The following is a 21729-nucleotide window of genomic DNA, read 5'->3' as shown; positions in this document are numbered from 1 at the left end:
CCGCCTGCCGGGTCGGCAAGGAACTGGCAGCTTTCCGGATGGGGTGGCGTGCCTTCAAGGCACTTGATGACATTGACCGAAGACGCCCCGTCGGAATTCATCGAAATACCCGATGCAGCACCAGTACCAATCAGGTCTTCGGCCATTGTGGCGATCTGTTTGGTCGCACCGGCCGGCGTACCAGTGCCAGCAATGCCGTAATAGTATTCCCAGACAAACGGGTTCACCATCAATGCCGGGCCCATCAGCGGGGTTGAAATCATGTTCGCATCCCCCGCAGCCAGGTTAAGGCCAAACGCATCTGCGCCAAGACCCGCACCAAACGGCTTGTTCATGGTGGTGACACAGGCAACCGCATTGGCTGCGCGGTCGACAACGACAAAGCCACTGCGTCCGGCACCAGCCTGTGCGGCCTCAGAACCCGATGCGATATCCGCCAGATAACGGTTCAGGATATCGGCAAGTTCGCTGCCCTCGGCAATGACCGAAGCACCAGAATTGGAGCGCGGCGGATAGGCCAGATAAAGCGTTTCATTACCAACCTTGACCTCGGTCGCGGTTTTCCACTGCGGGCGATAGGTGCGCATGTCATCAGCGGTAAGTGTGCCGCCCGCCGCCGTCACGGCATTGGCTATATCCGCACCCAACGCACCGCTGTAAAACTCGCCCGGTCCCTTGACGCGCAGTGACGTCAAAAGGGCCGCCAGATTGACCGCACGGATACGGTCGCCGACTTCAAGCATCTTGCCATCTGGCATAAAGGTCGCGCGCAGCGCTGGGCTGGCTTCAATCCGGGCACGGTTTGCCTCGATATCCTTAACCAGCGACCGCGATACCGGCACGCCAAGGCGGGCATATTGTTCGGCCGCACTGATCAGCGATCCCCACTGCAAACGGCCATAACGTGCGCTCAGCGCATAAAGGCCGCGCGGAACGGTTGGGATGGTGGTTGGTGTTTGATCGGAACCGGTGCGTGTGCCCCGACGTGGCCAGAAATCAAGAACTTCGACCTTTTTCGTTGCGCGATCATGCACAACACAAACCCCGCCGCCGCCAATTCCGGCAACAGATGGCTTGGTTACGGTCATGGTGGCGTAAAGCGCCACAGCAGCGTCCGCAGCCGTGCCACCGGCAGACAAAACATCCCGTGCATTCCGGACGGCACGTGGCTCATCAGCGACCACACCACCGAAATAACCGGACACTGCCCCTATTTGACCAAGATTTTCTGTTTCATTAGCACTACATGCGGCAAGACCGGCAGTCATTGCGATTGCGACCGCGATCCGCCATGATGGCTTGCGCGTCGGCACGGAACCGACATCAGTCGAACGAAAATATGGAACGCACATTTTGCTCAGACGCATTATTACTCTCACTGCCATTTTCCTTGTTGCCCTGCCTAGCACGGTTTTCGCGCAGGGTCGTTCTTTTATCCGCGATACAGAGATCGAGGAAACCCTTCGGATGTATGCCACGCCCATTTTCAGGGCGGCGGGCCTCGATCCGAATGGCGTGTCCATTTATATCGTTTCCGACAACAGCTTGAACGCATTTGTTGCCGGGGGCCAAAAGCTTTTTATCAATACTGGGCTGTTGTTAAAAGCAGAGACTCCCGAACAGGTTATCGGCGTTGTTGCCCACGAGACCGGCCACATCTCCGGTGGCCATCTTTCACGCGTTCATGACCAGTTGCGCAATGCTTCCGCAATCTCGATTCTTTCCACAATTGCCGGTGTTGCCGCCGGTGTTGCGGCGGGCCGGTCTGATGTCGGTACTGCCGCCATTCTGGGCGGTCAGAACGTGGCCACCCGTAACTTCCTTGCCTATTCGCGGACCCAGGAAAGCAGTGCCGATCAAGCCGGTGTGAAGTATTTAACAGAGGCAGGCATTTCTTCGCGCGGGATGCTGGAATTCATGCAGACCCTTGAAGGTCAGGAATTGCTGAGTACCGCAAGCCAGGACCCGTATCTGCGCAGCCACCCGCTGACCGTCGAGCGTGTCGATTTCCTTGAAAACTATGTATCCAACTCGTCACTCAAGGATGCCAAGGTCAGCCCCGATCTGTATGAGCGCCATGCCCGCATGCGCGCCAAACTGTTTGCCTTTACCAATCATATTCAAAATACGATGCGCACTTATCCCGAAAGCGATACGAGCATTGCCGCACGCTATGCCCGCTCGATCGCCTATTACCGGGATTCACAGCTTGAGCCCGCGCTTGAGATTATCGAAGGGCTGATCGCCGAGGAACCATCCAATCCCTATTTCGAAGAACTGAAAGGCCAGATTCTTCTGGAATTCGGGCGTGCGCGCGATGCCATCCCACCGCTGCAAAAATCGGCCGAACTTTCAAACGGTGCGCCGCTGATCCGACTTCTTCTGGCGCATGCGATGATCGAAACCGGCGATGAGGCCTATCTGGCCCCGGCCAAGGAAAACCTGATCGGGGTATTGTCGCGCGAACGCGGCAATGCATCGGCATGGCGGTTCCGTGCGATTGTTGAAAACCGTCTTGGCAACGAAGGCGAAGCGTCCCTTTCGCAGGCTGAGTACAGCCTTCTGACCGGTGACCGGCAAGCAGCGAGCTATCATGCGGTTCAAGCCGACCGGAAACTTGAAAAGGGCACGGCCACATGGGTTCGTGCGCAGGACATTCTTCAGGCGACCAATCCTGATGGCGTACCGGGCAAGGACGCCGCCAATTGACGCCTTCGCCCGCACTACGTACCGAGGCACGGGCCGCGCGCGCCTTCACATCCAGAAGGGTTTTGGCGTCTGTAATGGTCTTGCTGGGATCGCTCGGCATGGCAAGTTGCAGCCTGCCGGGTGCTGGTGTGGATGTCACTGGTGACCTGAAACTGCTTTATGCGCCTTTTTCATTATCCAACCCGCCGCGCTATTGGCAGGTCAATCAAAAGTCTAACGTGACCCCTGCCCCGCTTGGCTGGGAGGACAAGGACGGCCGCATCGCCCTTGCCGCGCGCCCCGGGATGGGGGTATTTGAAATCGGTCGGCGGACAAATGTGATCGTGCTGGCCTCACCATTTTTGTCTTTTGACTGGCAATTCAACAGTGCGGCCCAAGTCGGGGATGTTGAACTGTTGCTTGGCTTCCGACGGCAGGCACAGGGAAGCTGGACGGAAAGTGATCTTGGATCCGGAAAACCAACGATGGATCAGGAAGTCCGCATCGCCGTTGGCCAGTATGAAGTGCGCTACGGTGAATGGCACCGCGAATATTTTGATCTCGCGACGCTTTATCGGCGATATTGGCCCGATGCCCAGGCCGACGAGGTACGCCTAGTGTGGATTGGCATTGTTTCGGGCGATGATCACATCGCCGCACAGAATAGTGTGATACATCTAACGCATATTTTACTTTCACGTTAGCAACGAGATCACGTATCAAAAACCATCACATTTCATCAGGGTCAGGACCACAGCATTACACACTGGCCAGAGACAAAAGGACGTCCAATGAACTCCCATATCGCAAAACGCTTTCTTGCTGGCACAGCACTTGTTATCGGCATGCTGATTGGCGCGCAGCCAGCCTTCGCGCAGGATAGCCTGAGCGCTGAACAGAAAACAGAAATCGAAGGCGTTATCGAACAATACCTGCTTGATAACCCGGATGTTCTTTTGCGCGCGATCCAGAATGTCCAATCCTGGCAAGCGGCCGCACAGGCCCGCCAGCAGGCAGAGGCCATCACCCCTGTCTGGGATGCGCTGGTTGCCGACAGTTCCGTGCCGTCGGTCGGGCCGGTTGATGCGCCGGTAACCGTGATCGAGTTTTTTGATTACCACTGCGGTTATTGCAAGCGCGCCTTTGATGGCGTGAAGGAAATTGCCGAAAACAGTGATGGCAAGGTTCGCACGATCTTTGTCGAGTTCCCGATCCTGAGCGAGGAAAGCACCCTTGCCGCCCGTGCCGCACTCGCGGCTGACAAGCAGGACAAATACATGGAAGCGCACGAAGCCTTCATGACCAACCGTGGCCTGCTTGATCAGGAACGTATCAATGAACTGGCCGCAGGTGTTGGCATCGACGTTGAACAGATGCTTGAAGACATGAAGGCGCCCGAAATCACCGGTATGCTGGCACAGTATTCGAGCATGGCGCGCGCCGTTGGTATTTCAGGCACTCCAGCCTTCCTGATCAATGGCACGCTGGTTTCGGGTGCAGACATGGAGCGTGTAAATGCGCTGGTCGATGCCGGACTGAAAGACGCATCCTGATCAAAACCACATGACCAAACACAAGACGCCAACATGTGCAGTTTTGTTGTTTCACCGTCTCAATGAAAAAGCAAAAGGCCGTTTCACAATCGAAACGGCCTTTTGCTTTACAGATTATCGCAAGAATATCGCCTAGATAATCCCAGCCAGTGGCGAGGACGGATCGGCATATTTCTTTTTGGGCATGCGACCCGCCAGGAAGGATTCACGCCCGGCAATGATGGCATGTTTCATGGCGCGCGCCATACGGATCGGATCCTTTGCCCCGGCGATTGCGGTATTCATCAAGACACCGTCACAGCCCAGTTCCATGGCAACTGCGGCGTCCGATGCACTGCCAACACCCGCATCAACCAGAACCGGCACATTGGCGTTTTCCTTGATCAGCGCGATATTGACCGGGTTCAAAATCCCCATGCCAGAACCGATCAATGACCCCAACGGCATGATCGCGCAGCAGCCCATATCTTCGAGCATCTTGGCCTGAATGGGATCATCGCTGCAATAAACCATGACATCAAAGCCATCCTTGATCAGGGCTTCGGCCGCCTTAAGCGTTTCGGGCATATTGGGATAAAGCGTGGCCTGATCGCCCAGCACTTCGAGTTTGACCAGATTCCAGCCGCCGGCTTCGCGTGCAAGGCGCAGGGTACGCACAGCATCATCGGCGGTAAAACAACCGGCCGTATTGGGCAGATAGGTGTATTTTTTCGGATCGACATAATCGACCAGCATCGGCTGGTTCGGGTCGGTCAGGTTCACGCGGCGCACGGCAACCGTGACGATTTCGGCACCGGATGCCTCGATCGCAATTTTGGTTTCCTCAAAATCCTTGTATTTGCCGGTCCCCACCAGCAAGCGGGACGAGAATTTCTTGCCTGCAACAACGAAACCGTCATCGTCTGCCGCGGCAAGGCCTGCTTCATGTGACCCACCGCCGATAAAATGCACGATTTCAAGTTTGTCGCCATCGGCCAGCCGGGTTTCGCCGTAGGCCGTTTTGGGAACGATTTCCAGATTGCGCTCGACCGCGACCTTGGTCTGGGCGATTCCAAGCTCGCCAAGAAGTTCGGCAACGTTTCCAGCATTTTCGATGGTGCGGTCTTCACCGTTGATCGTAAGACGCATCTTTCCGTTTCATCCATGTGGTATCAAATTATTCACAATTGCCGCGCAGTATGCGCAGCACGCTCGCCCGAAGCAAGCCGTCTTGCATGGCTTTTTGGTGTTGATGGCCCGGCAAGCTCGCCTTGCTGGCCAATCATGCACCCCAGAAGCATCAGGGCCGCGTTGCAAAGGCCAATGCAAAGTTGCGTCAGACTTTGGTCGTGTTATAAACGCAACTCCAAATGTTGGGCATTCAGAAGCGGATTGCTTCGCGGTTCGGGCATTCCTGAACGGTCGAGACACCCTGCGGACTGATGCGCGATGGATGCTTCGAAGCAAGAATGGAAGTGAACGAGTTGACTGGTTTTAAGCAAAACCGACAAGAAGACTCTGGCATTCTTGGCAATGCTAAGGCATATACGCACACATCGGTTGCGATCCTTGAAGCTTTCGCCGCATTGTTCATGGCGAAATTCGGGATTCATCTGTCCAATATTCAAAAGCGGAATGCATTCAGACACGATTTAAACGTCTCGAAAGCTGCAAACGGCATGATCTACGGCTTTGGCTCCCGGAGCACCAAGAACGCCCTGGATGCCATGCGCGGATTGATCCACACACCATCATAAAGATATCGAAATGAGCAAGTTCAACATCGACAATGACGCCATTCGCCAGCTCGCCGAGCTGCTGGACGACACCAATCTGACCGAAATTGAAGTTGCCGCAGGTGACAACCGTATTCGCGTCGCCCGTCAGGGCACCATGGTTGCTGCTGCTCCGGCTGTGGCGCCGGCTGCTCCGGCTGCGTCCGCGCCGGCTGTTGCGGCGCCGTCTGATGCCGCCTCCCATCCGGGTGCGGTTAAATCGCCGATGGTCGGCGTTGTCTATTTTGCACCGGAACCGGGTGCGGCTCCGTTCATCTCGGTCGGCGCAAGCATTGCTGAAGGCCAGACCCTGATGCTGATCGAAGCGATGAAAACCTTCAATCCGATCCGCGCACCAAAATCTGGCAAGATCACCCAGATTATCGCGAACGACGGCCATCCGGTCGAATATGACGAACCGCTAGTCATTATTGAGTAAGCCGGGGTATCAACCGCATGTTCGACAAAATCCTGATTGCCAACCGTGGCGAAATCGCGCTTCGAATTCAGCGCGCCTGCCGCGAAATGGGCATCAAAACTGTCGCGGTGCATTCCACTGCTGATGCGGACGCCATGCATGTGCGTCTGGCCGACGAATCGGTCTGCATCGGCCCGGCAGCATCCAAAGACAGCTATCTGAATATTCCGGCCATTCTTTCGGCTGCTGAAATCACCGGCGCTGAGGCCATCCATCCAGGCTACGGCTTCCTGTCGGAAAACGCCGATTTCGCCTCCATGGTCGAAGAGCACGGCTTTGCCTTCATCGGCCCGACGCCGGAACATATCCGCATGATGGGTGACAAGATCACGGCAAAACAGACGGCCGAAAAGCTTGGCATTCCGTGTGTTCCGGGTTCTGATGGTGAAATCACCAGCGTCGACGAAGCCCGCAAATGCGCCAAGGAGATCGGTTTTCCGGTCCTGATCAAGGCATCAGGCGGCGGCGGCGGTCGTGGCATGAAAGTGGTCGAGCGCGAAGAAGACCTTGCCGAAGCATTTTCCATGACCCGTAAGGAAGCATTGCAGAACTTTGGCAATGCCGCCGTTTACATGGAAAAGTACCTTGGCAAACCACGCCATATCGAATTGCAGGTCATCGGGGATACGCACGGCAACGCCGTTCACCTGTTTGAACGCGATTGCTCGTTGCAGCGCCGCCACCAGAAGGTGCTTGAAGAAGCCCCGTCTCCGACCCTGACGCCGGAAGAACGCGAACGGATCGGTTCCACGGTTGCCAATGCCATGATCGGCATGGGGTATCGCAATGCCGGCACCATCGAGTTCCTTTATGAAAATGGCGAGTTCTATTTCATCGAAATGAACACCCGTCTTCAGGTGGAACACCCGGTCACCGAAATGATTTCCGGTGTTGACCTTGTGCGCGAACAGATCCGCGTTGCAGCTGGTCTTGAGTTGTCATTCAAGCAGGAAGACCTTGAAATTCATGGTCACGCCATTGAATGCCGCATCAACGCCGAAGACCCGCAGACCTTTGTCCCGTCACCGGGCAAGATCAAGGAATATCATGCCCCTGGCGGTCTGGGCGTTCGTGTCGATAGCGGTATTTATACCGGTTATTCGATCCCGCCTTATTACGACAGCATGATCGCAAAGCTGATTGTTCATGGTCGCGACCGTGAAGAATGCATGATGCGTCTGCGTCGTGCACTTGCTGAATATGCGATTGGCGGCATCAAAACCACCATTCCGCTGCATCAAACGCTTCTTGCCAACCCGGACATCCAGAAAGGGGATTATGACATCCACTGGCTGGAAAAGTTCATGGGCATGAATAAAACGCTGTGATCAGCGCCTAAGACGATTTCAAACGGGAACCTTCGGGTTCCCGTTTTTCGTTTGAGATTTAAATCAAAAATTTAATCGCGCTTCCCTATTATAAGGGACCGGTTCAAACTGGAAATGGTAACGACCTTGTCGCATGCGACCGGGTCACTCATATGTAAACAACCACCAGAAAAACAGGATCAAAGCAATTATCACTGCGATCATGTCAAACCAGCTGACCCCTGATCTTTTGATCCGCGCCTATTCCGTCGGGCTGTTTCCAATGGCCGAAAGCCATGATGATCCAACCCTGTACTGGATTGATCCGGAGTGGCGCGGCGTCTTGCCGCTTGACGGGTTTCATGTCCCGCGCAGCCTGCGCAAGGCTGTGCGCAAAGGCACGTACAAGATCCATGTCGACCGGGCCTTTCCCGACGTCATCCGCGCCTGTGCAGAGCCCACCGATACCCGCGATGACACCTGGATCAACAGCAACATCCTTGATGCATATTGTGCGCTTCACAAGATGGGCTGCGCGCATTCGATCGAGGCATGGAAAGATGGCGAGCTGGTTGGTGGTTTGTACGGTGTCAGTCTGGGCAAGGCGTTCTTTGGTGAAAGCATGTTTTCACGCGCGACAAATGCGTCGAAAGTCGCCCTCGTCCATCTGGTCGCGCTGATGCGTCAGGGGGGCTACAGCCTGCTGGATACGCAGTTCGTCAATGATCACCTCAAACAGTTCGGGGTCGAAGAAATCCCGCGCGAACGGTATCGCAACGAACTGGCAAAGGCACTGACGGGGCGCGCCAACCTTCCGTTTGAAGTCGATCCCGAGATCCTTGAAGAAACCCTGACAGGCGGCGATAGTAAGCCACACGCGCCCTCCTGAGTTCGGCCGAGCCGATTAACCTTCACGCCAAGACGAGCACCCCATGCAAATTCGCCCCGCCACCGAACACGATGTTCCAGCCATTCTTGATATTGTCGCCCCCATCCTTCGGGCCGGGGATACCTATGCCATTGATAGCAATATGAGTGATGACGACGTCATTGCCTATTGGATGGGAAAGGACAAGGTCACACTGGTTGCCGAGGAAGACGGCGAGATCGTTGGCACCTATTACATCCGCCAGAATCAGGGTGGCGGCGGATCGCATGTTTGTAATTGCGGCTATATGACATCCCCTGCCGCCAGTGGTCGGGGCATCGCACGGCGCATGTGTGAAGATTCGCTTCTTCGCGCCAAGGATATTGGATACCGCGCGATGCAATTCAATTTCGTCATCGCCAGTAACGCCGCGGCCGTTCATCTGTGGCCAAAGCTTGGGTTTGAGATTGTCGGGCGTCTGCCCGGTGCCTTCATGCACCCGACATTGGGCGAAACCGATGCATTGGTGATGTATCGCAAGCTGTAAGCAACACAGACACCACAAAACGGAAAAAGGGCGGGTGCCAGATGGTGCCCGCCCTTTTTTGTACTCTAAAATCTGTTCGGATCAGAACAGGAAGCGGACGCGAAGGGTGCCTTCGATCGCCGAGAGTTCCTTGCGAACGCCCTCGCCCGGTTTGATTTCCTCGTCGACCTCGACCACCACATAACCAACGCCGCCTTCTGAGCGCAGATACTGGCCGCTGATGTTGATGCCGCGACGGGCAAACACATCGTTGATTTTAAGCAGCACACCCGGAACGTTGCGGTGAATGTGCATGAAGCGGGTGTGGGTGCGGTCCTTGACCGGAAGTGACACTTCCGGGAAGTTCACAGCCCCCAGGGTCGAGCCGTTATCGGAATAGGTGATCAGCTTGTCAGCGACCTCGATCCCGATATTTTCCTGGGCTTCCTGGGTCGAACCACCGATATGCGGGGTCAGGATGACGTTTTCCATGCCACGCAGCGGGCTTTCGAATTTTTCATCCTTGCCGGCCGGTTCAACCGGGAACACGTCAATTGCCGCACCGGCCAGATGGCCGCTTTCAAGTGCGGCGGCCAGATCTTCGATCACGATGACATTGCCACGTGCCGCATTGATCAGGTGTGCACCCTTTTTCATCTTGGCGAGCTCAGTCGCCGTGATCATGTTCTTGGTCTGCTCGTTGGCCGGAACATGCAACGACACCACATCGGATCTGGCAAGCAGTTCATCCATCGACGAACAGGAATTGGCATTGCCCATGGCAAGCTTATTGATGACGTCAAAATAAATGACATTCATGCCAAGCGATTCCGCCAGCACCGAAAGCTGCGAACCGATATGGCCATAACCAATGATACCAAGCGTCTTGCCTCGTGCCTCGTATGAGCCATGGGCATTTTTCAGCCAATCGCCTTCATGGGCGGCTGCGTTACGTTTGGGAATACCACGCAGCAGCATAATGATCTGACCCAGCACCAGTTCGGCAACCGAACGGGTGTTGGAATACGGTGCGTTAAACACCGGGATACCGCGCATCGCGGCAGCCTGCAGGTCAACCTGGTTGGTGCCAATGCAGAAACAGCCGATCGAGGTCAGCTTGGACGCAGCTTCGATAACGTCTTCGGTCAGTTTGGTACGGGAACGAATGCCCAAAAAGTGCGCTTCGGAGACAACGGACTTCAGTTCGTCCGCGTCGAGCGCAGCAGGGTAATGGTCGACATTTGAGTAGCCGGCCTCTTTGAACATCTTTACAGCGTTTTCATGGATACCTTCGAGCAGGACAACCTTGATCTTGTCCTTCTCCAACGAAAGTTTGCTGTTCACGGCGCACCATCCTTTTCTTCGCGAGGGCGACACGGGAAAATCCCCGAGCCGTTTTCAGACCAATTCCAAATGGCCTGTGGCACAATGAAATAGGACTTAGATGCGCTTCCGTCAAAGGCTTTCCCTTGCGTAAATGCGCATTGCGCCTATCTTCTGAACGCATATACCGGCTAATGCGTATAAAAATAAGGCCTCGGGAGTTAAACCGGGCGCCATGGGGACCATCTGCAGGAATTCAGATTTGGCTGTCGAAATCAAAACCGTCACCGATACTCATCAAATCGGACAGGCCCAGTGGGACAAGTGCGCCGGGTTTGACAACCCGTTTGTCAGCTTTGCCTTTCTGTCCGCAATGGAAGACAGCGGATCAACCACCGCCGAAACCGGCTGGCAGCCGTTTCACCTTGTGGCAGAGGATGAGACTGGTGATGTCATCGGGATTGTCCCGCTTTATGTCAAAGGCCATTCTTACGGCGAATATGTTTTCGACTGGTCATGGGCAGAGGCCTATGAACGTGCCGGTGGGCGCTATTACCCCAAACTACAATCGGCTGTGCCATTTTCCCCGGTGCCGGGCCCGAGGTTGCTTGTCGCCAAAAATCACCCAGATCCTGACAGCGTGCGCAACGCCTTAATCAGCGGCATGACGATACTGCCGGAAAAGCTTGGCATGGCGACCTTGCATGTCACGTTTTGCAGCGGCGATGAAAGCCAGTTGATGCAACAGGCAGGTTTTCTCGCGCGCACGGGCATGCAGTATCACTGGCGTAATCGCGACTATCAGAATTTCGATGATTTTCTGGGCGCACTGAATTCGCGCAAACGCAAAAACCTGCGCAAGGAACGCAGGCAGGTTCTGGAGGCCGGATACGGTTTCAAGGCGCTGCGTGGCGATGATTTGAAACCGCATCATTGGGACCGGTTTTATGATTTCTATTGCGATACATCTGATCGCAAATGGGGACAGGCCTATCTGACGCGCGACTTCTTTGATCTGCTGCATGACCGTATGCGTGATCGCACGGTTCTTGTATGTGCGTTCAATGACGGTGAAATGGTGGCCGGTGCTCTTAACTTGATCGGGTCTGAAACCCTTTATGGCCGCAACTGGGGTACGATCGACCGTACGCCGCTTCTGCATTTCGAAACCTGTTACTATCAGGCCATTGATATCGCGATTGAGCATGGCCTTAAAACCGTCGAGGCAGGCGCACAAGGCGAACATAAAATCCAGCGCGGCTATGAACCGGTAATAACCCATTCCGCCCATCTGATTGCTGATCCGGGACTGAATCGCGCGGTCGCGCAATTTTTGACCCAGGAGCGCAATCACATCAGTCAAAACCGCGATTACATCCTTTCCGAACACAGCCCCTATCGTAAGGAACCATCAGGGTCTTAACCCAGCCCCGGTGCCCCAAACAAAAAAGGCGCGGGAAATTCCCGCGCCTTTTGGATTGATATGTCTTAGGCGTCAGACAGTACGGACGTCATTGAGGAAGCCGTTAACGTGACTGCGAAGTTCGTCATTGGCGGCCGCCAATCGTCCGACACTGTCAAGCTGACCACTGGAAAGGTCACCACTTTCGGTGGTTGCACTGGCAACGCTTTTGACTGCATTGGTAATGGCAACGTTACCGTTCGCTGCACCTTCGACACTGCGCGAGATTTCCTCGGTTGCAGCGCCCTGCTCTTCCACCGCACTGGCGACAACCGACATCAGTTCATCAATCTTGTTGATGGTGTCGGCAAAGCCACGCACAGCCTCGGCAGCAGCACCGGTTTCGCTTTGCATCTCGGCAATCTTGGCCGTGATCTGTTCGGTTGCCTTGACCGTCTGGGATGCAAGGTTTTTGACCTCGCCGGCAACCACGGCAAAGCCTTTGCCAGCTTCGCCCGCACGGGCGGACTCGATGGTTGCGTTCAAGGCCAACAGGTTGGTCTGATCGGCAATGTCACTGATCAGATTGACCACCTCGCCAACGCTTTGTGCCGCTTCATTGAGTTTTTCAACACGCTCGTTGGTACGCTCTGTCTGACCGACCGCTTCCTGCGTGATTTCGGTCACGCGGGCAATCTGCGAGGAAATCTCGGAGATAGATGCCGACAACTGAGCGGTTGCAGATGCAACAGTTTCGATATTGGTCGAGGATTCTTGCGCCTGTTCGGCCACGTCCTGCGCATCCTGGTTGGCGCGTTGTGCGTGGGATGTCAGCGTCTCGGATGCCGAACGGACATCATCAAGGGCGGCGTTCACCGCATGCAGAACATCCTGGATTTTTTCGTCAAAGCCCTTGGTAAGCGTTCCCATGCGCTGGGTGCGTTCAACCTGACGCTGGGCCTCGACTTTTTCCTGTTCGGCCATGCGGGCACGTTCACGTGCGTTTTCCCGGAAGACTTCAAGCGACTTGGCCATGGCGCCCACTTCATCGGTACGCTTCATATCAAGCGTTTCGATATCAAGGTTCCCCGCAGCCAGTTTACCCATCGCGTCGGTCATTTTACGGATTGGCGTCGCAATCATCCGCGACAAAGTGCCGCCGAACAAGACCGCCATCACAATCAGAAGAACAACACCAACACCGAGTGTGACCTGGAAGATTCGCATGGCTTGGGCAACTTCTGCCTCAACATCAAGGATCATCTGATCGATGTTTTTGGCAAGTTCACCCGCAATCATGGTGACCTGATCAGAAAGTTCGCGCGGCTCGCCGGACGCTTCAATCGCGCGGGCATGGTTAACCGTCAGATAGTGATGCATCAGCTCAGCCTGCTGCGCGGCGATTTCCTCCCAGCGGTCAATCGCCCCGTCCATCTCTTCGATCAGGGCAGCAACTTCTGGACTGATTGATGCATAGGTCTTCAGGACGTCAGTGCGAATGTCGATTTCTTCGAGCGAGTTTTCATAACCCGACAAACCAGCACGATCACCGGTCGTTAGAAAGTAGATAAGTTCCTGACGCGCAACAAGATAGGCACGGTCAAGGTCGCGGTAATCACGTTCAAATTTAGAAAGGTAATCACGTTGATCATTGGCGTTGCTGACTTGCATGGTGGAAAAAACACCTGCAACGGCAACCATCAGGATTACGGCAATCATAATAGCAAAGCAGCTCATCAGCTTTGCGGGGATAGAGAGGTTCTTGAAGAATTTCATCACATTTCTCCCTACAGACCGCGGCGACGCGCGAGTTCATTGAGATTGACCTCAACGGTCACGGCACCGATCGGCTGACGATCTGCATTGCTCATGGTCATGTTGAGCTGGGCAAGCCAGGCATCAGCCCCCTCGTTATATTCGGCCTCGTCGATAAACACCGCGTCGGGACCGTTTGGATAGGTATTCTGGAATTTCGCTTCGTCACCCTGCCAGAAATCAGATGTGATAGAGCTTTGACCGACATTCAGGCCAACGGCATCCATCACAAAGATCTCGGCAAACATACCACCGGAGCGTGCCTGAACTTGTGTCAGGTAGCTCGACAGCGGATTGGTCAGAATTGCGGCAACCAAAGGCTGATCTTCTGCTTCGCGTTCGGCGCGCCACTGCAGATCGGCCGCATCAATCTGTTCCTGCGTCATGTCCTTGCGCAATCTGTTCTGCGAACTGATGGACAGCTCAACAACCGGATTGGCCAACCATTCCCGGATATCCCTGATCACGTCATCAGTAATGAGTGCATTTGGATCCCCCGGCAACTCTGCCTTGGCGAGAGCAGCATGCGGCAGAACAAATACTGCTGCTGCGAGCATCCCGGCCAAAGCCATACCACTCTTGGATATCATTCGTTTCACTCCCCAGTCTATGCCAACGGCGGATAGAGACTATCTGTTAGTATATATTCTTATACAAAAGACATAATCCGAATACAACCTTTTTTAGAAACCACGGCAAAGTGAGACCGCGTGGGAGGAACTTCCACATTTTCTATATGTGGATTGCGCGCATAGAAACAACATGCGACCGGGCAGACATGGCGGTTGGGAGGAGCCAGAAATCAGGCAAGAAAAAAGCGGCGGTAAAAACCGCCGCTGAGTTTGGTTGGGACACGAGCAAACTGCAGAAGATTACGTTGTTCCAGGCGCGAAACGCGCCCCTGCAAAGAACAACTGTCCATGCTGTCATAAGCAGGATGCGTGCCAACTTTATAACTCCCTCAAAAAACCGTGGTTTTTCGGGAAATTCCGGTCGCCATCCCACATGACTGAAATACATTACCTGATAATCTTTGCATTTCAAAATGCAAAGATTGCAAAATGCGAATTAATAAGTTTGCATTTTGCAAAATTATACTGGAGAGAATTAGGGCTGCATAATTTTCAGTAAGCTTATACACCTACTTAGCGCGTTTTTTCTTCGTCCGACTATTGAAGTTCAGAAGTGCTGGCGCCTTCTCGATGATTTCCTCGAGAATGGATTTCGCGATCTCAAGATCATCCTTTGCAGAGTCGTCGAGCTGACTGATATAGCGCGGATCGGAAATCATCCGCTCTGCCTCATAAAGGGTTCTGAGTTCGCTTTGGAACATTTCGCGCGCACCAAGCGGCAGGTTTTCCTTTGCACTCATGACAAAGAAGAATTTCAGGCTCGTCTTGATGACAATCCTGAGCATAACGACCTGAAGCTTGTGAAACTGTTTTTCCAGTTCTTCTTTTTTGGGATGGGATTCGAGCTTGTTCATCCGCTCCATAATCACCAGAGACAACGCCTTGAAGTTGTCGACTTCCTCACGAAACGGTCGATAACCGGTGACGTCGGACTTGTCAGCGTTCTTTTCAAGCGTATTGGCCAGCGCGATCAACTTTCGCGCACGCAGCTCAAGTCTGGATAGGAACTCCTCGACTTCGTTCCGAAATTTTCGTTGTGCAGCCTGGCTCATGATATTCTGGCGTTCTTTATATGATTATGCCCGGGGAACGATATCCCCGGGCACCAATCTATACTGCCAATCATTAACAACAACCTGAAAACCGAAAAAGGTCCATTTTAACCGGCCATTTCCGGATCTTTTTTCTGCTGTTTCTCGCCATTCTCATCTTCCGGATAACGGAAGGTGACAGCATCGTCTTCGATATCGACCAGCACAGCCCCACCCTTCGAAAGCTTGCCAAACAGCAACTCTTCGGCGAGCGGTTTTTTAACGTGTTCCTGAATGACACGGCCCAACGGACGCGCCCCGAAGGCCGCATCGTAGCCGCGCTCTGCCATCCAGGCCCGCGCTGCTTCGGTCAGCTCGATCGAAACATTGCGGTCCGCCAGCTGTGCTTCAAGCTGCAGGATGAACTTGTCGACAACCATCTTGACGACTTCCGGCTGCAGGTTGGCGAACGGAATAACCGCATCCAGACGGTTACGGAATTCCGGCGAGAAGGTACGCTTGATCGCCTCTTCATCTTCGCCAACACGCATTTCACGTTTGAAGCCGATCGGCGGCTTGGCCATGTCGGAAGCACCGGCATTGGTCGTCATGACCAGCACGACATTACGGAAATCGACCGTCTTGCCGTTGTTATCGGTCAGTTTGCCATGATCCATGACCTGCAGAAGAATATTGAACAGGTCAGGATGGGCTTTTTCGATTTCGTCAAGCAGCACAACCGCATGCGGATGCTGATCAACAGCATCGGTCAAAAGACCACCCTGGTCAAACCCGACATAGCCGGGAGGCGCACCAATCAGGCGTGATACGCTGTGGCGCTCCATATATTCGGACATGTCAAAGCGGATGAACTCGATCCCCATCACCGTCGCCAACTGCTTGGTGACCTCGGTCTTACCAACGCCGGTCGGCCCCGAGAACAGATAACTGCCAATCGGTTTTTCCGGCTCACGCAGACCTGCACGGGCCAGTTTGATCGCACTGGCAACTGCTTCGATTGCCTTGTCCTGGCCAAACACAACCGTTTTCAGGTCACGCTCAAGATTTGCCAGCGCCTTGCGGTCATCGGTTGAAACCGATTTTGGTGGGATGCGGGCGATCTTGGCGACGATTTCCTCGACATCACGTTTACTCACCGTCCGTTTGCGTTTGCTGGGTGCGACCAGCATGCGCGATGCGCCAACCTCGTCAATCACGTCAATTGCACTATCAGGCCGCTTGCGGTCACTGATGTAGCGCGATGCCAACTCAACTGCCGAACGCAGGGCTTCGTTGGTGTATTTGACCTGATGGTGCTCCTCGTAATAGGGCTTGAGCCCCTTGAGGATCTTGACGGTATCGGCTTCTGACGGTTCCTCGACATCGATTTTCTGGAAACGACGCACAAGGGCGCGGTCCTTTTCAAAGTGACCCCGGAATTCCTTGTAGGTGGTTGAGCCGATGCAACGCAGTGATCCGCTTGCCAGTGCCGGTTTCAGCAGGTTGGAAGCATCCATTGCCCCGCCCGACGTCGCACCAGCACCAATCACGGTGTGAATTTCATCAATGAACAGAACAGCACCTTCGTACTCTTCAAGTTCCTTGACCACAGCCTTCAGGCGTTCTTCGAAGTCCCCGCGATAACGGGTTCCGGCCAGAAGTGCGCCCATATCAAGGGCAAAGATCGTCGCGTTTTCAAGAACCTCTGGCACATCACCATCATTGATACGGCGCGCTAGCCCTTCGGCGATGGCGGTTTTACCAACGCCGGGATCACCGACATAAAGCGGGTTGTTCTTGGTACGACGGCAAAGAACCTGAATGGTGCGGTCAATCTCGTTCTGGCGACCGATCAGCGGATCGATCTTGCCGCTCTGCGCCTTAACATTGAGGTTCACACAATAGGCCTTAAGCGCCTCGCCCTCGGCCGGGCCGCTTTCGTCGCTTTCTGGCGACATGCCTGCAACCGGCTCTTCATCGGCACCGCGCGGGATGCGGCGTTCATTGAGTTCGGTCGCCTTGGCGATACCGTGTGAAATATAGTTTACCGCATCAAGACGCGTCATATCCTGGAGTTGCAGATAGTAAACCGCGTGCGATTCCCGCTCAGAGAACAGGGCAACAAGCACGTTGGCACCGGTCACTTCCTCGCGGCCGGAAGACTGGACGTGGATTGCAGCCCGCTGGATCACGCGCTGGAAACCGGCGGTCGGTTTGGGATCTACCAGACGCGCACTGATCAGGCCGGAAAGCTCGCTATCGGCGAATTCCAGCAGATCGGAGCGCAGCCGATCAATATCAACCCGGCAGGCCTTCAGCACTGCCAGCGCATCCTGATCTTCGGTCAGCGATAACAGAAGATGTTCAAGAGTGGCATATTCATGCCTGCGCTCCGACGCATATGCGAGCGCACGGTGCAGGCTTTCCTCAAGATTGCGCGATAGCATATGTCACTCCTTCTCTAAGGTACACTGCAGCGGATGCTGGTTCTGGCGGGCCAGGTCCATGACCTGGTTTACTTTGGTCTCTGCGATTTCGTAGGTGAATACACCGCACACTCCAACACCCTTGCGGTGCACCTGAAGCATGATCTCGGTGGCTTCTTCACGTCCTTTTTCAAAAAACCGTTCCAGTACGTGAACGACGAACTCCATCGGAGTATAGTCGTCATTCAGCAACAGCACCTTGTACATGGACGGCTTTTTGGTCTTGGGCCGTGTCTTTGTTACGATCCCCGTGTTCGGCAGATCAGTGCCGTCATTATCCTGTTCAGTCATCGTCTACTTACCGGAACCCTTATTTCCTGCATGATCTCCATGATAGGTCATTGCCAAGCTCTTTCAAAGTCCGCTACGCGGTTCTCACTAGGAATTTATTGTGCATCCGAGTTTCGTTCGTTGTCCATCTTCGATTCATTTAGGCTGCGAATAACGCACTGCAAGATCAGGCGACAAACTTCGTGATTATTGTCACTCCAAAATTATCCGGGACGCGAAAAGACACATAAAAAAACGGGCATGGCTAAAAGCCATACCCGCTCGGGATTGGAAGGTGCTGGGATATCCAACATGCATCCATTGCCTCATTTCAGCGTAACATTCGTTGCCTTGCTGATGGCATTCAGGCCGTCCGAAAAGGCAGAAAACATCAGTTCCTGCATCTTTTCACCTTCTGCCAAACTGCTTTCATAGCAGCGATTGACGATGCGTGAATGCAGCTCCTGAAGGTCTGCAAGGCTTTCAACCTTGGTCAACTCATCAAGATCATCCTGCGATGCTTCAAATTCTTTTTGCATCCAGCTTGAAAGCTCGGTGCCAATGCCACCGGTCTTCTCAAACATCGCCATGGTGGCCTGCCAAACTTCCTCAAAGCTTTTCTTCTGGGTATCAAGCAGCTCTTCATACTGAGCAGCAACCCGTGACCCGGCACCGGAAAAAACATCGGCCTGACCGGTCATGGTTTCAAAGATTTTGCCGAATGCCTCATTGGCAGCAGAAACACTTTCTTCGAATGCTTCATTGCCAGCAGTAACCATTGCTTCGACCTCTGGCGTCTTCCAAAGCTCGAAATAGGGCTCCATTCCCGGTCCGTCGATGAACAACGCACCAAAGCCAAAAACGTCGCCCTGTTTTGGCTCTGCCTTCGGTTTGGCATCAACCGATTTTGCGGTTGCAGTGGACTTGGCTGGGGCTTGGGTCGTGGTCGGTGTTGCCGCAGGCTTGGAAACAGTAGTCTCAGCCACAACGGTTGCCGGTGCAGCCGATTTCTCAGACGTCGCGGGTGCCGCGGCCTTCGGCGCAGGTGCAGATTTAGATGCCGTACTTGCCGGTGCAGCAGCAGCCTTTTTCGGCGCCGACTTGGCAACGGTTTTCTTTTTCGGGGCGGCGGAAGCGGCAGACTTGCTGGTTGCCGTAGTTTTGGGTTTCGTGCTCACAGTATTGGCCTTTTCGCTTTTGGTGGGGGATTTGGGCGCTGTCGACTTGATTGCTGGCGGCGTCACCTCGCCAGCAGGTCGCGCGGCCCCGGAAGTCGCAACGGAGGGTTTCGTGGCAGATTCAGCCTGTGTTGATGCTGGCGCAGATGGCGAAGATGTCTCAGCCTTGGCAGGTTTCGGAGACTCTGCATTTTTTTCGGAAGCACTGGTCGACGCGGCATCTTTGACCGGCGCTTTGGCTGCAGATACTTCACCCTTCGCGACCGTTTCAGACGAAGCAGCCTGACCGGCAGCTTTGGTCGACGCACCGTAACTCGGCGTCTTTGCCGTATCGGGCGATGGTGAAGGCGATGCCTTATGCGCTTCCGCCGACGGCTGCTGAGCTGCCGCTTCTATCTCGGAAGATGTCATTACCTTCCGCTTGGCGGGCGCAGACTGCGCTGCCGACGGGACTGAAGCTGCTACAGTTTTGGGTGACGACGCGGAAGCCTGCTTGGTTGCAGTTTTCCCGGCTAGTTTCTTTTTGGAATCAGCCATGGCCTCAACCTCCTGATCACCGGAATATCTATCCGGATCAATGTTGCATTGCAACATAACCCTAGATGGAATTACCCCATCGCGTCAAGTACAGTTTAGTGACAAAAACGCCATATTTCCCGGCACACCTCCATCGGAAAACACCGGAATTCCACGAAATTTTTAAAACAGCAACTTGATCAAGGCATTAGCCCACAGTTTTGCTGCATTGCAATAAATTTAGCAGGCCGGGCAATAACATGAACACGTCACGCCATCGCCCGGTTGCAATACATTGGAGCCCTAACGAAGCATATTTCCGCGCACGGTTCTGTAAAACTCACCGGAGTCGCTGTTCTGGACATGATGCATCTGTGCCGCCGATTGCGATCGTGCGTTTTCAGCGGCAGGCGGCTCAGGAAGATCTTTTTCAACCGAAGAGAGGTTTGCCAGAACTTCCGGGAACTTAAGGGCACGCAAATCATCCACACCGGATGCCCATGTACCGAGCGTGATGCCACCCGAAGAGCATCCTATGGCGACCCAGTAAAAATCATCGGAATACAGACGCAGACCATCACGGTTTTGCGTTCCGAAATCTTCAGCCTGCAGTGCATCGGTGATGGCAAGATAAGAATCGCGGTCGATGCGATCAACGGCCTCTTCGCCCCCAAAGGCACCAAGCGGCGCATTGACCTCGACATTGATTTCCTTGACCTGTATCGGCCCGAACACGCGGGTGGTCAGATTGAATTCCTCAAACCCGGGATACGGCGTTAATTCAAAGACGCGGACTTCCTTGTAATATTCGGCATTATAAATAATGCGAATTTGCCCTTCTGCATCGCCTGCTGCACAGGCCTGACGAAGATCATCGGCATTAAGATAAGAAAACCATGATGCCTTGCGGACAAGCGGATTACTGACGTCACTGGTTTGGGTAAAGGTACAACCGGCAAGGCCTGCAATCACCAGCGCGGCAAAACCTGCTTTGGCCCAGCTGGCGCTGCGGGTCCCCGTATTGGTGTGAACTGGAGCCGTCTTTTCTGACATTCGATCCTCGATTTTTTGCTAATCTGGAGATATAAAATACAGTCTTGCGAATAAAAATGGCCATCTCAAGGCCCGAGTGACGACCACCGAAATTCGATGCTCTTAAACATTTGTTTAAGGCTGTGATGCGACAGTGAACTTATTTAGTTCTTGGGGAAACCTCAAAGCCGAGCCCGATATAATGCGTTTAATGACCCTTTCCGGGCCAACTGCAATGGCCAAAGCTCTGTCCGTGACGCGCTCGCTGAGCATGCGTGGCGTCGTTGCTGTGCTTTTGTGTCTGGTTGCGACTATTTCATTCACTGTTCTCTCGCCGTCCGCTGCGCAGGCGCGGACTTACACGGCGATGATTATTGACGGCGACACTGGCGAAACGCTTCATGAATATCGGGCGGATCACAAGGTCTATCCGGCGTCGCTGACCAAGATCATGACCCTTTACATGGTCTTTGATGCCTTGGAACATGGCAAGGTATCGCTCTCGACTCGTATGAAGGTTTCCAAACGTGCCTGGGGGCAGGCCCCCTCCAAACTTGGTCTGCAGCCGGGCGAAACCATTTCCGTCAAGGACGCCATTTTGGCGCTGGTCACCAAATCGGCCAACGACATTGCAGTTGTTGTCGCCGAACACCTTGGAGGCACGGAAATCAAGTTTGCCCAGATGATGACGTCCGAGGCACGCCGCCTTGGCATGTCACGCACCACCTTCCGTAATGCATCCGGCCTTCCCAACCGCGGGCAGATGACCACCGCACGTGACATGATCAAACTGGCTGTGGCGCTGCGCAAGAATTACGGCAGCTACTATCATTACTTCGCGACCCAGAAGTTCCGCTTTGGCAACCGCAC

21 protein-coding genes and 1 pseudogene are annotated in these 21729 nt (G+C 54.3%); 11 read left to right on the top strand and 11 right to left on the bottom strand.

Translation table 11 applies throughout. The features are described 5' to 3' along the window. Positions 1 to 1367: gamma-glutamyltransferase (locus B3Z49_RS04885; RefSeq protein WP_296988569.1), on the bottom strand; the 1367-nt coding region annotated here is incomplete at its 3' end. Here B3Z49_RS04885 and B3Z49_RS04880 point away from each other — a divergent pair. The 3 genes from B3Z49_RS04880 to B3Z49_RS04870 all read left to right on the top strand — a co-directional run bounded on the left by B3Z49_RS04880 (position 1354) and on the right by B3Z49_RS04870 (position 4241). Then, positions 1354 to 2709: a M48 family metalloprotease gene (locus tag B3Z49_RS04880; protein ID WP_040823673.1), complete on the top strand. Its 1356-nt coding sequence runs from the start codon at positions 1354 to 1356 to the stop codon at positions 2707 to 2709. The genes B3Z49_RS04885 and B3Z49_RS04880 overlap by 14 nt on opposite strands. Continuing rightward, on the top strand, positions 2706 to 3392 hold the full coding sequence (locus B3Z49_RS04875) for a hypothetical protein (protein WP_296988568.1): 687 nt from the start codon (positions 2706 to 2708) through the stop codon (positions 3390 to 3392). Before B3Z49_RS04880 ends, B3Z49_RS04875 begins: the two co-directional genes overlap by 4 nt. An 87-nt stretch (positions 3393 to 3479) precedes the next feature. Beyond that, a complete protein-coding gene (locus tag B3Z49_RS04870; RefSeq protein WP_296988567.1) occupies positions 3480 to 4241 on the top strand; it encodes a DsbA family protein in 762 nt (253 codons plus the stop codon). Positions 4242 to 4373: 132 nt separating this feature from the next. Here the strand turns inward: B3Z49_RS04870 and B3Z49_RS04865 are convergent, their stop codons facing one another. Then, positions 4374 to 5183 carry a bifunctional sulfur carrier protein/thiazole synthase protein gene (locus tag B3Z49_RS04865; RefSeq protein WP_414716243.1) on the bottom strand — a complete coding sequence of 270 codons (810 nt, stop codon included), beginning with the start codon at positions 5181 to 5183 and terminating at the stop codon, positions 4374 to 4376. Beyond that, positions 5184 to 5369 (bottom strand): annotated as a pseudogene (thiS, locus tag B3Z49_RS22070) (sulfur carrier protein ThiS); the annotation flags it as partial. It abuts the gene before it with no gap. Between the two features lie 320 nt (positions 5370 to 5689). Here thiS and B3Z49_RS04860 point away from each other — a divergent pair. From B3Z49_RS04860 to B3Z49_RS04840, 5 genes are all read left to right on the top strand, one after another. Beyond that, on the top strand, positions 5690 to 5977 hold the full coding sequence (locus B3Z49_RS04860; RefSeq protein ID WP_064789769.1) for a type II 3-dehydroquinate dehydratase: 288 nt from the start codon (positions 5690 to 5692) through the stop codon (positions 5975 to 5977). A gap of 10 nt (positions 5978 to 5987) precedes the next feature. Then, entirely contained in the window at positions 5988 to 6434 is a 447-nt protein-coding gene (locus B3Z49_RS04855; protein WP_296988566.1) for an acetyl-CoA carboxylase biotin carboxyl carrier protein, read from the top strand. Positions 6435 to 6451: 17 nt separating this feature from the next. Further along, positions 6452 to 7801, top strand: coding sequence for an acetyl-CoA carboxylase biotin carboxylase subunit (gene accC / locus B3Z49_RS04850; protein ID WP_008890611.1), 1350 nt, complete (start codon positions 6452 to 6454; stop codon positions 7799 to 7801). 202 nt (positions 7802 to 8003) lie between these two features. Beyond that, positions 8004 to 8669: a leucyl/phenylalanyl-tRNA--protein transferase gene (gene aat / locus B3Z49_RS04845; RefSeq protein ID WP_064781549.1), complete on the top strand. Its 666-nt coding sequence runs from the start codon at positions 8004 to 8006 to the stop codon at positions 8667 to 8669. Between the two features lie 43 nt (positions 8670 to 8712). Next, the gene (locus B3Z49_RS04840; RefSeq protein WP_296988564.1) at positions 8713 to 9195 is read left to right on the top strand and encodes a GNAT family N-acetyltransferase; all 483 of its coding nucleotides are present in this window, start codon (positions 8713 to 8715) and stop codon (positions 9193 to 9195) included. An 81-nt stretch (positions 9196 to 9276) separates the two neighbouring features. Here B3Z49_RS04840 and serA read toward each other — a convergent pair whose 3' ends face one another. Beyond that, on the bottom strand, positions 9277 to 10518 hold the full coding sequence (serA, locus tag B3Z49_RS04835; protein WP_008890608.1) for a phosphoglycerate dehydrogenase: 1242 nt from the start codon (positions 10516 to 10518) through the stop codon (positions 9277 to 9279). Between the two features lie 241 nt (positions 10519 to 10759). Between serA and B3Z49_RS04830 the strand changes: the two genes are divergently transcribed. Further along, the gene (locus B3Z49_RS04830) at positions 10760 to 11920 is read left to right on the top strand and encodes a GNAT family N-acetyltransferase (protein WP_296988562.1); all 1161 of its coding nucleotides are present in this window, start codon (positions 10760 to 10762) and stop codon (positions 11918 to 11920) included. 72 nt (positions 11921 to 11992) lie between these two features. Here B3Z49_RS04830 and B3Z49_RS04825 read toward each other — a convergent pair whose 3' ends face one another. From B3Z49_RS04825 to B3Z49_RS04800, 6 genes are all read right to left on the bottom strand, one after another. Then, positions 11993 to 13675, bottom strand: coding sequence for a methyl-accepting chemotaxis protein (locus B3Z49_RS04825; protein WP_296988560.1), 1683 nt, complete (start codon positions 13673 to 13675; stop codon positions 11993 to 11995). Positions 13676 to 13686: 11 nt separating this feature from the next. Next, positions 13687 to 14304 (bottom strand): hypothetical protein, encoded by a 618-nt coding sequence (locus B3Z49_RS04820; RefSeq protein WP_296988559.1) that lies wholly within the window; start codon positions 14302 to 14304, stop codon positions 13687 to 13689. Between the two features lie 551 nt (positions 14305 to 14855). Beyond that, on the bottom strand, positions 14856 to 15398 hold the full coding sequence (locus tag B3Z49_RS04815; protein ID WP_008890603.1) for a hypothetical protein: 543 nt from the start codon (positions 15396 to 15398) through the stop codon (positions 14856 to 14858). Positions 15399 to 15505: 107 nt separating this feature from the next. Next, entirely contained in the window at positions 15506 to 17824 is a 2319-nt protein-coding gene (gene clpA, locus B3Z49_RS04810; RefSeq protein ID WP_008890602.1) for an ATP-dependent Clp protease ATP-binding subunit ClpA, read from the bottom strand. 3 nt (positions 17825 to 17827) lie between these two features. After that, entirely contained in the window at positions 17828 to 18154 is a 327-nt protein-coding gene (gene clpS, locus B3Z49_RS04805) for an ATP-dependent Clp protease adapter ClpS (protein WP_008890601.1), read from the bottom strand. A 305-nt stretch (positions 18155 to 18459) separates the two neighbouring features. After that, positions 18460 to 19119 carry a phasin family protein gene (locus B3Z49_RS04800; protein ID WP_296988556.1) on the bottom strand — a complete coding sequence of 220 codons (660 nt, stop codon included), beginning with the start codon at positions 19117 to 19119 and terminating at the stop codon, positions 18460 to 18462. On the opposite strand from B3Z49_RS04800, the gene B3Z49_RS04795 reads away from it, so the two are divergent. Further along, entirely contained in the window at positions 19097 to 19597 is a 501-nt protein-coding gene (locus B3Z49_RS04795) for a hypothetical protein (RefSeq protein ID WP_296988554.1), read from the top strand. The genes B3Z49_RS04800 and B3Z49_RS04795 overlap by 23 nt on opposite strands. 533 nt (positions 19598 to 20130) lie before the next feature. On the opposite strand, the gene B3Z49_RS04790 is transcribed toward B3Z49_RS04795, so the two are convergent. Next, positions 20131 to 20880, bottom strand: a complete 750-nt coding sequence (locus tag B3Z49_RS04790; RefSeq protein ID WP_296988553.1) for a hypothetical protein — start codon at positions 20878 to 20880, stop codon at positions 20131 to 20133. Between the two features lie 214 nt (positions 20881 to 21094). On the opposite strand from B3Z49_RS04790, the gene B3Z49_RS04785 reads away from it, so the two are divergent. Next, positions 21095 to 21729, top strand: a 635-nt coding sequence (locus B3Z49_RS04785; RefSeq protein WP_296988551.1) for a D-alanyl-D-alanine carboxypeptidase family protein, incomplete at its 3' end; no start/stop codon positions are given.

The organism is Thalassospira sp. UBA1131 (assembly GCF_002311515.1).
Classification (GTDB): Bacteria; Pseudomonadota; Alphaproteobacteria; order Rhodospirillales; family Thalassospiraceae; genus Thalassospira.
This window is presented reverse-complemented; position numbering and strand designations above follow the sequence as displayed.

Excerpts from the sequence above, each read along its gene's own strand:
- B3Z49_RS04870 (WP_296988567.1), top strand. The coding sequence starts at position 3,480 with ATGAACTCCCATATCGCAAAACGCTTTCTTGCTGGCACAGCACTTGTT.
- B3Z49_RS04860 (WP_064789769.1), top strand. The coding sequence starts at position 5,690 with ATGGAAGTGAACGAGTTGACTGGTTTTAAGCAAAACCGACAAGAAGAC.
- B3Z49_RS04855 (WP_296988566.1), top strand. The coding sequence starts at position 5,988 with ATGAGCAAGTTCAACATCGACAATGACGCCATTCGCCAGCTCGCCGAG.
- accC (WP_008890611.1), top strand. The coding sequence starts at position 6,452 with ATGTTCGACAAAATCCTGATTGCCAACCGTGGCGAAATCGCGCTTCGA.
- aat (WP_064781549.1), top strand. The coding sequence starts at position 8,004 with ATGTCAAACCAGCTGACCCCTGATCTTTTGATCCGCGCCTATTCCGTC.
- B3Z49_RS04840 (WP_296988564.1), top strand. The coding sequence starts at position 8,713 with ATGCAAATTCGCCCCGCCACCGAACACGATGTTCCAGCCATTCTTGAT.
- B3Z49_RS04825 (WP_296988560.1), bottom strand. The coding sequence starts at position 13,675 with ATGAAATTCTTCAAGAACCTCTCTATCCCCGCAAAGCTGATGAGCTGC.
- B3Z49_RS04820 (WP_296988559.1), bottom strand. The coding sequence starts at position 14,304 with ATGATATCCAAGAGTGGTATGGCTTTGGCCGGGATGCTCGCAGCAGCA.
- B3Z49_RS04815 (WP_008890603.1), bottom strand. The coding sequence starts at position 15,398 with ATGAGCCAGGCTGCACAACGAAAATTTCGGAACGAAGTCGAGGAGTTC.
- clpA (WP_008890602.1), bottom strand. The coding sequence starts at position 17,824 with ATGCTATCGCGCAATCTTGAGGAAAGCCTGCACCGTGCGCTCGCATAT.
- clpS (WP_008890601.1), bottom strand. The coding sequence starts at position 18,154 with ATGACTGAACAGGATAATGACGGCACTGATCTGCCGAACACGGGGATC.
- B3Z49_RS04790 (WP_296988553.1), bottom strand. The coding sequence starts at position 20,880 with ATGTCAGAAAAGACGGCTCCAGTTCACACCAATACGGGGACCCGCAGC.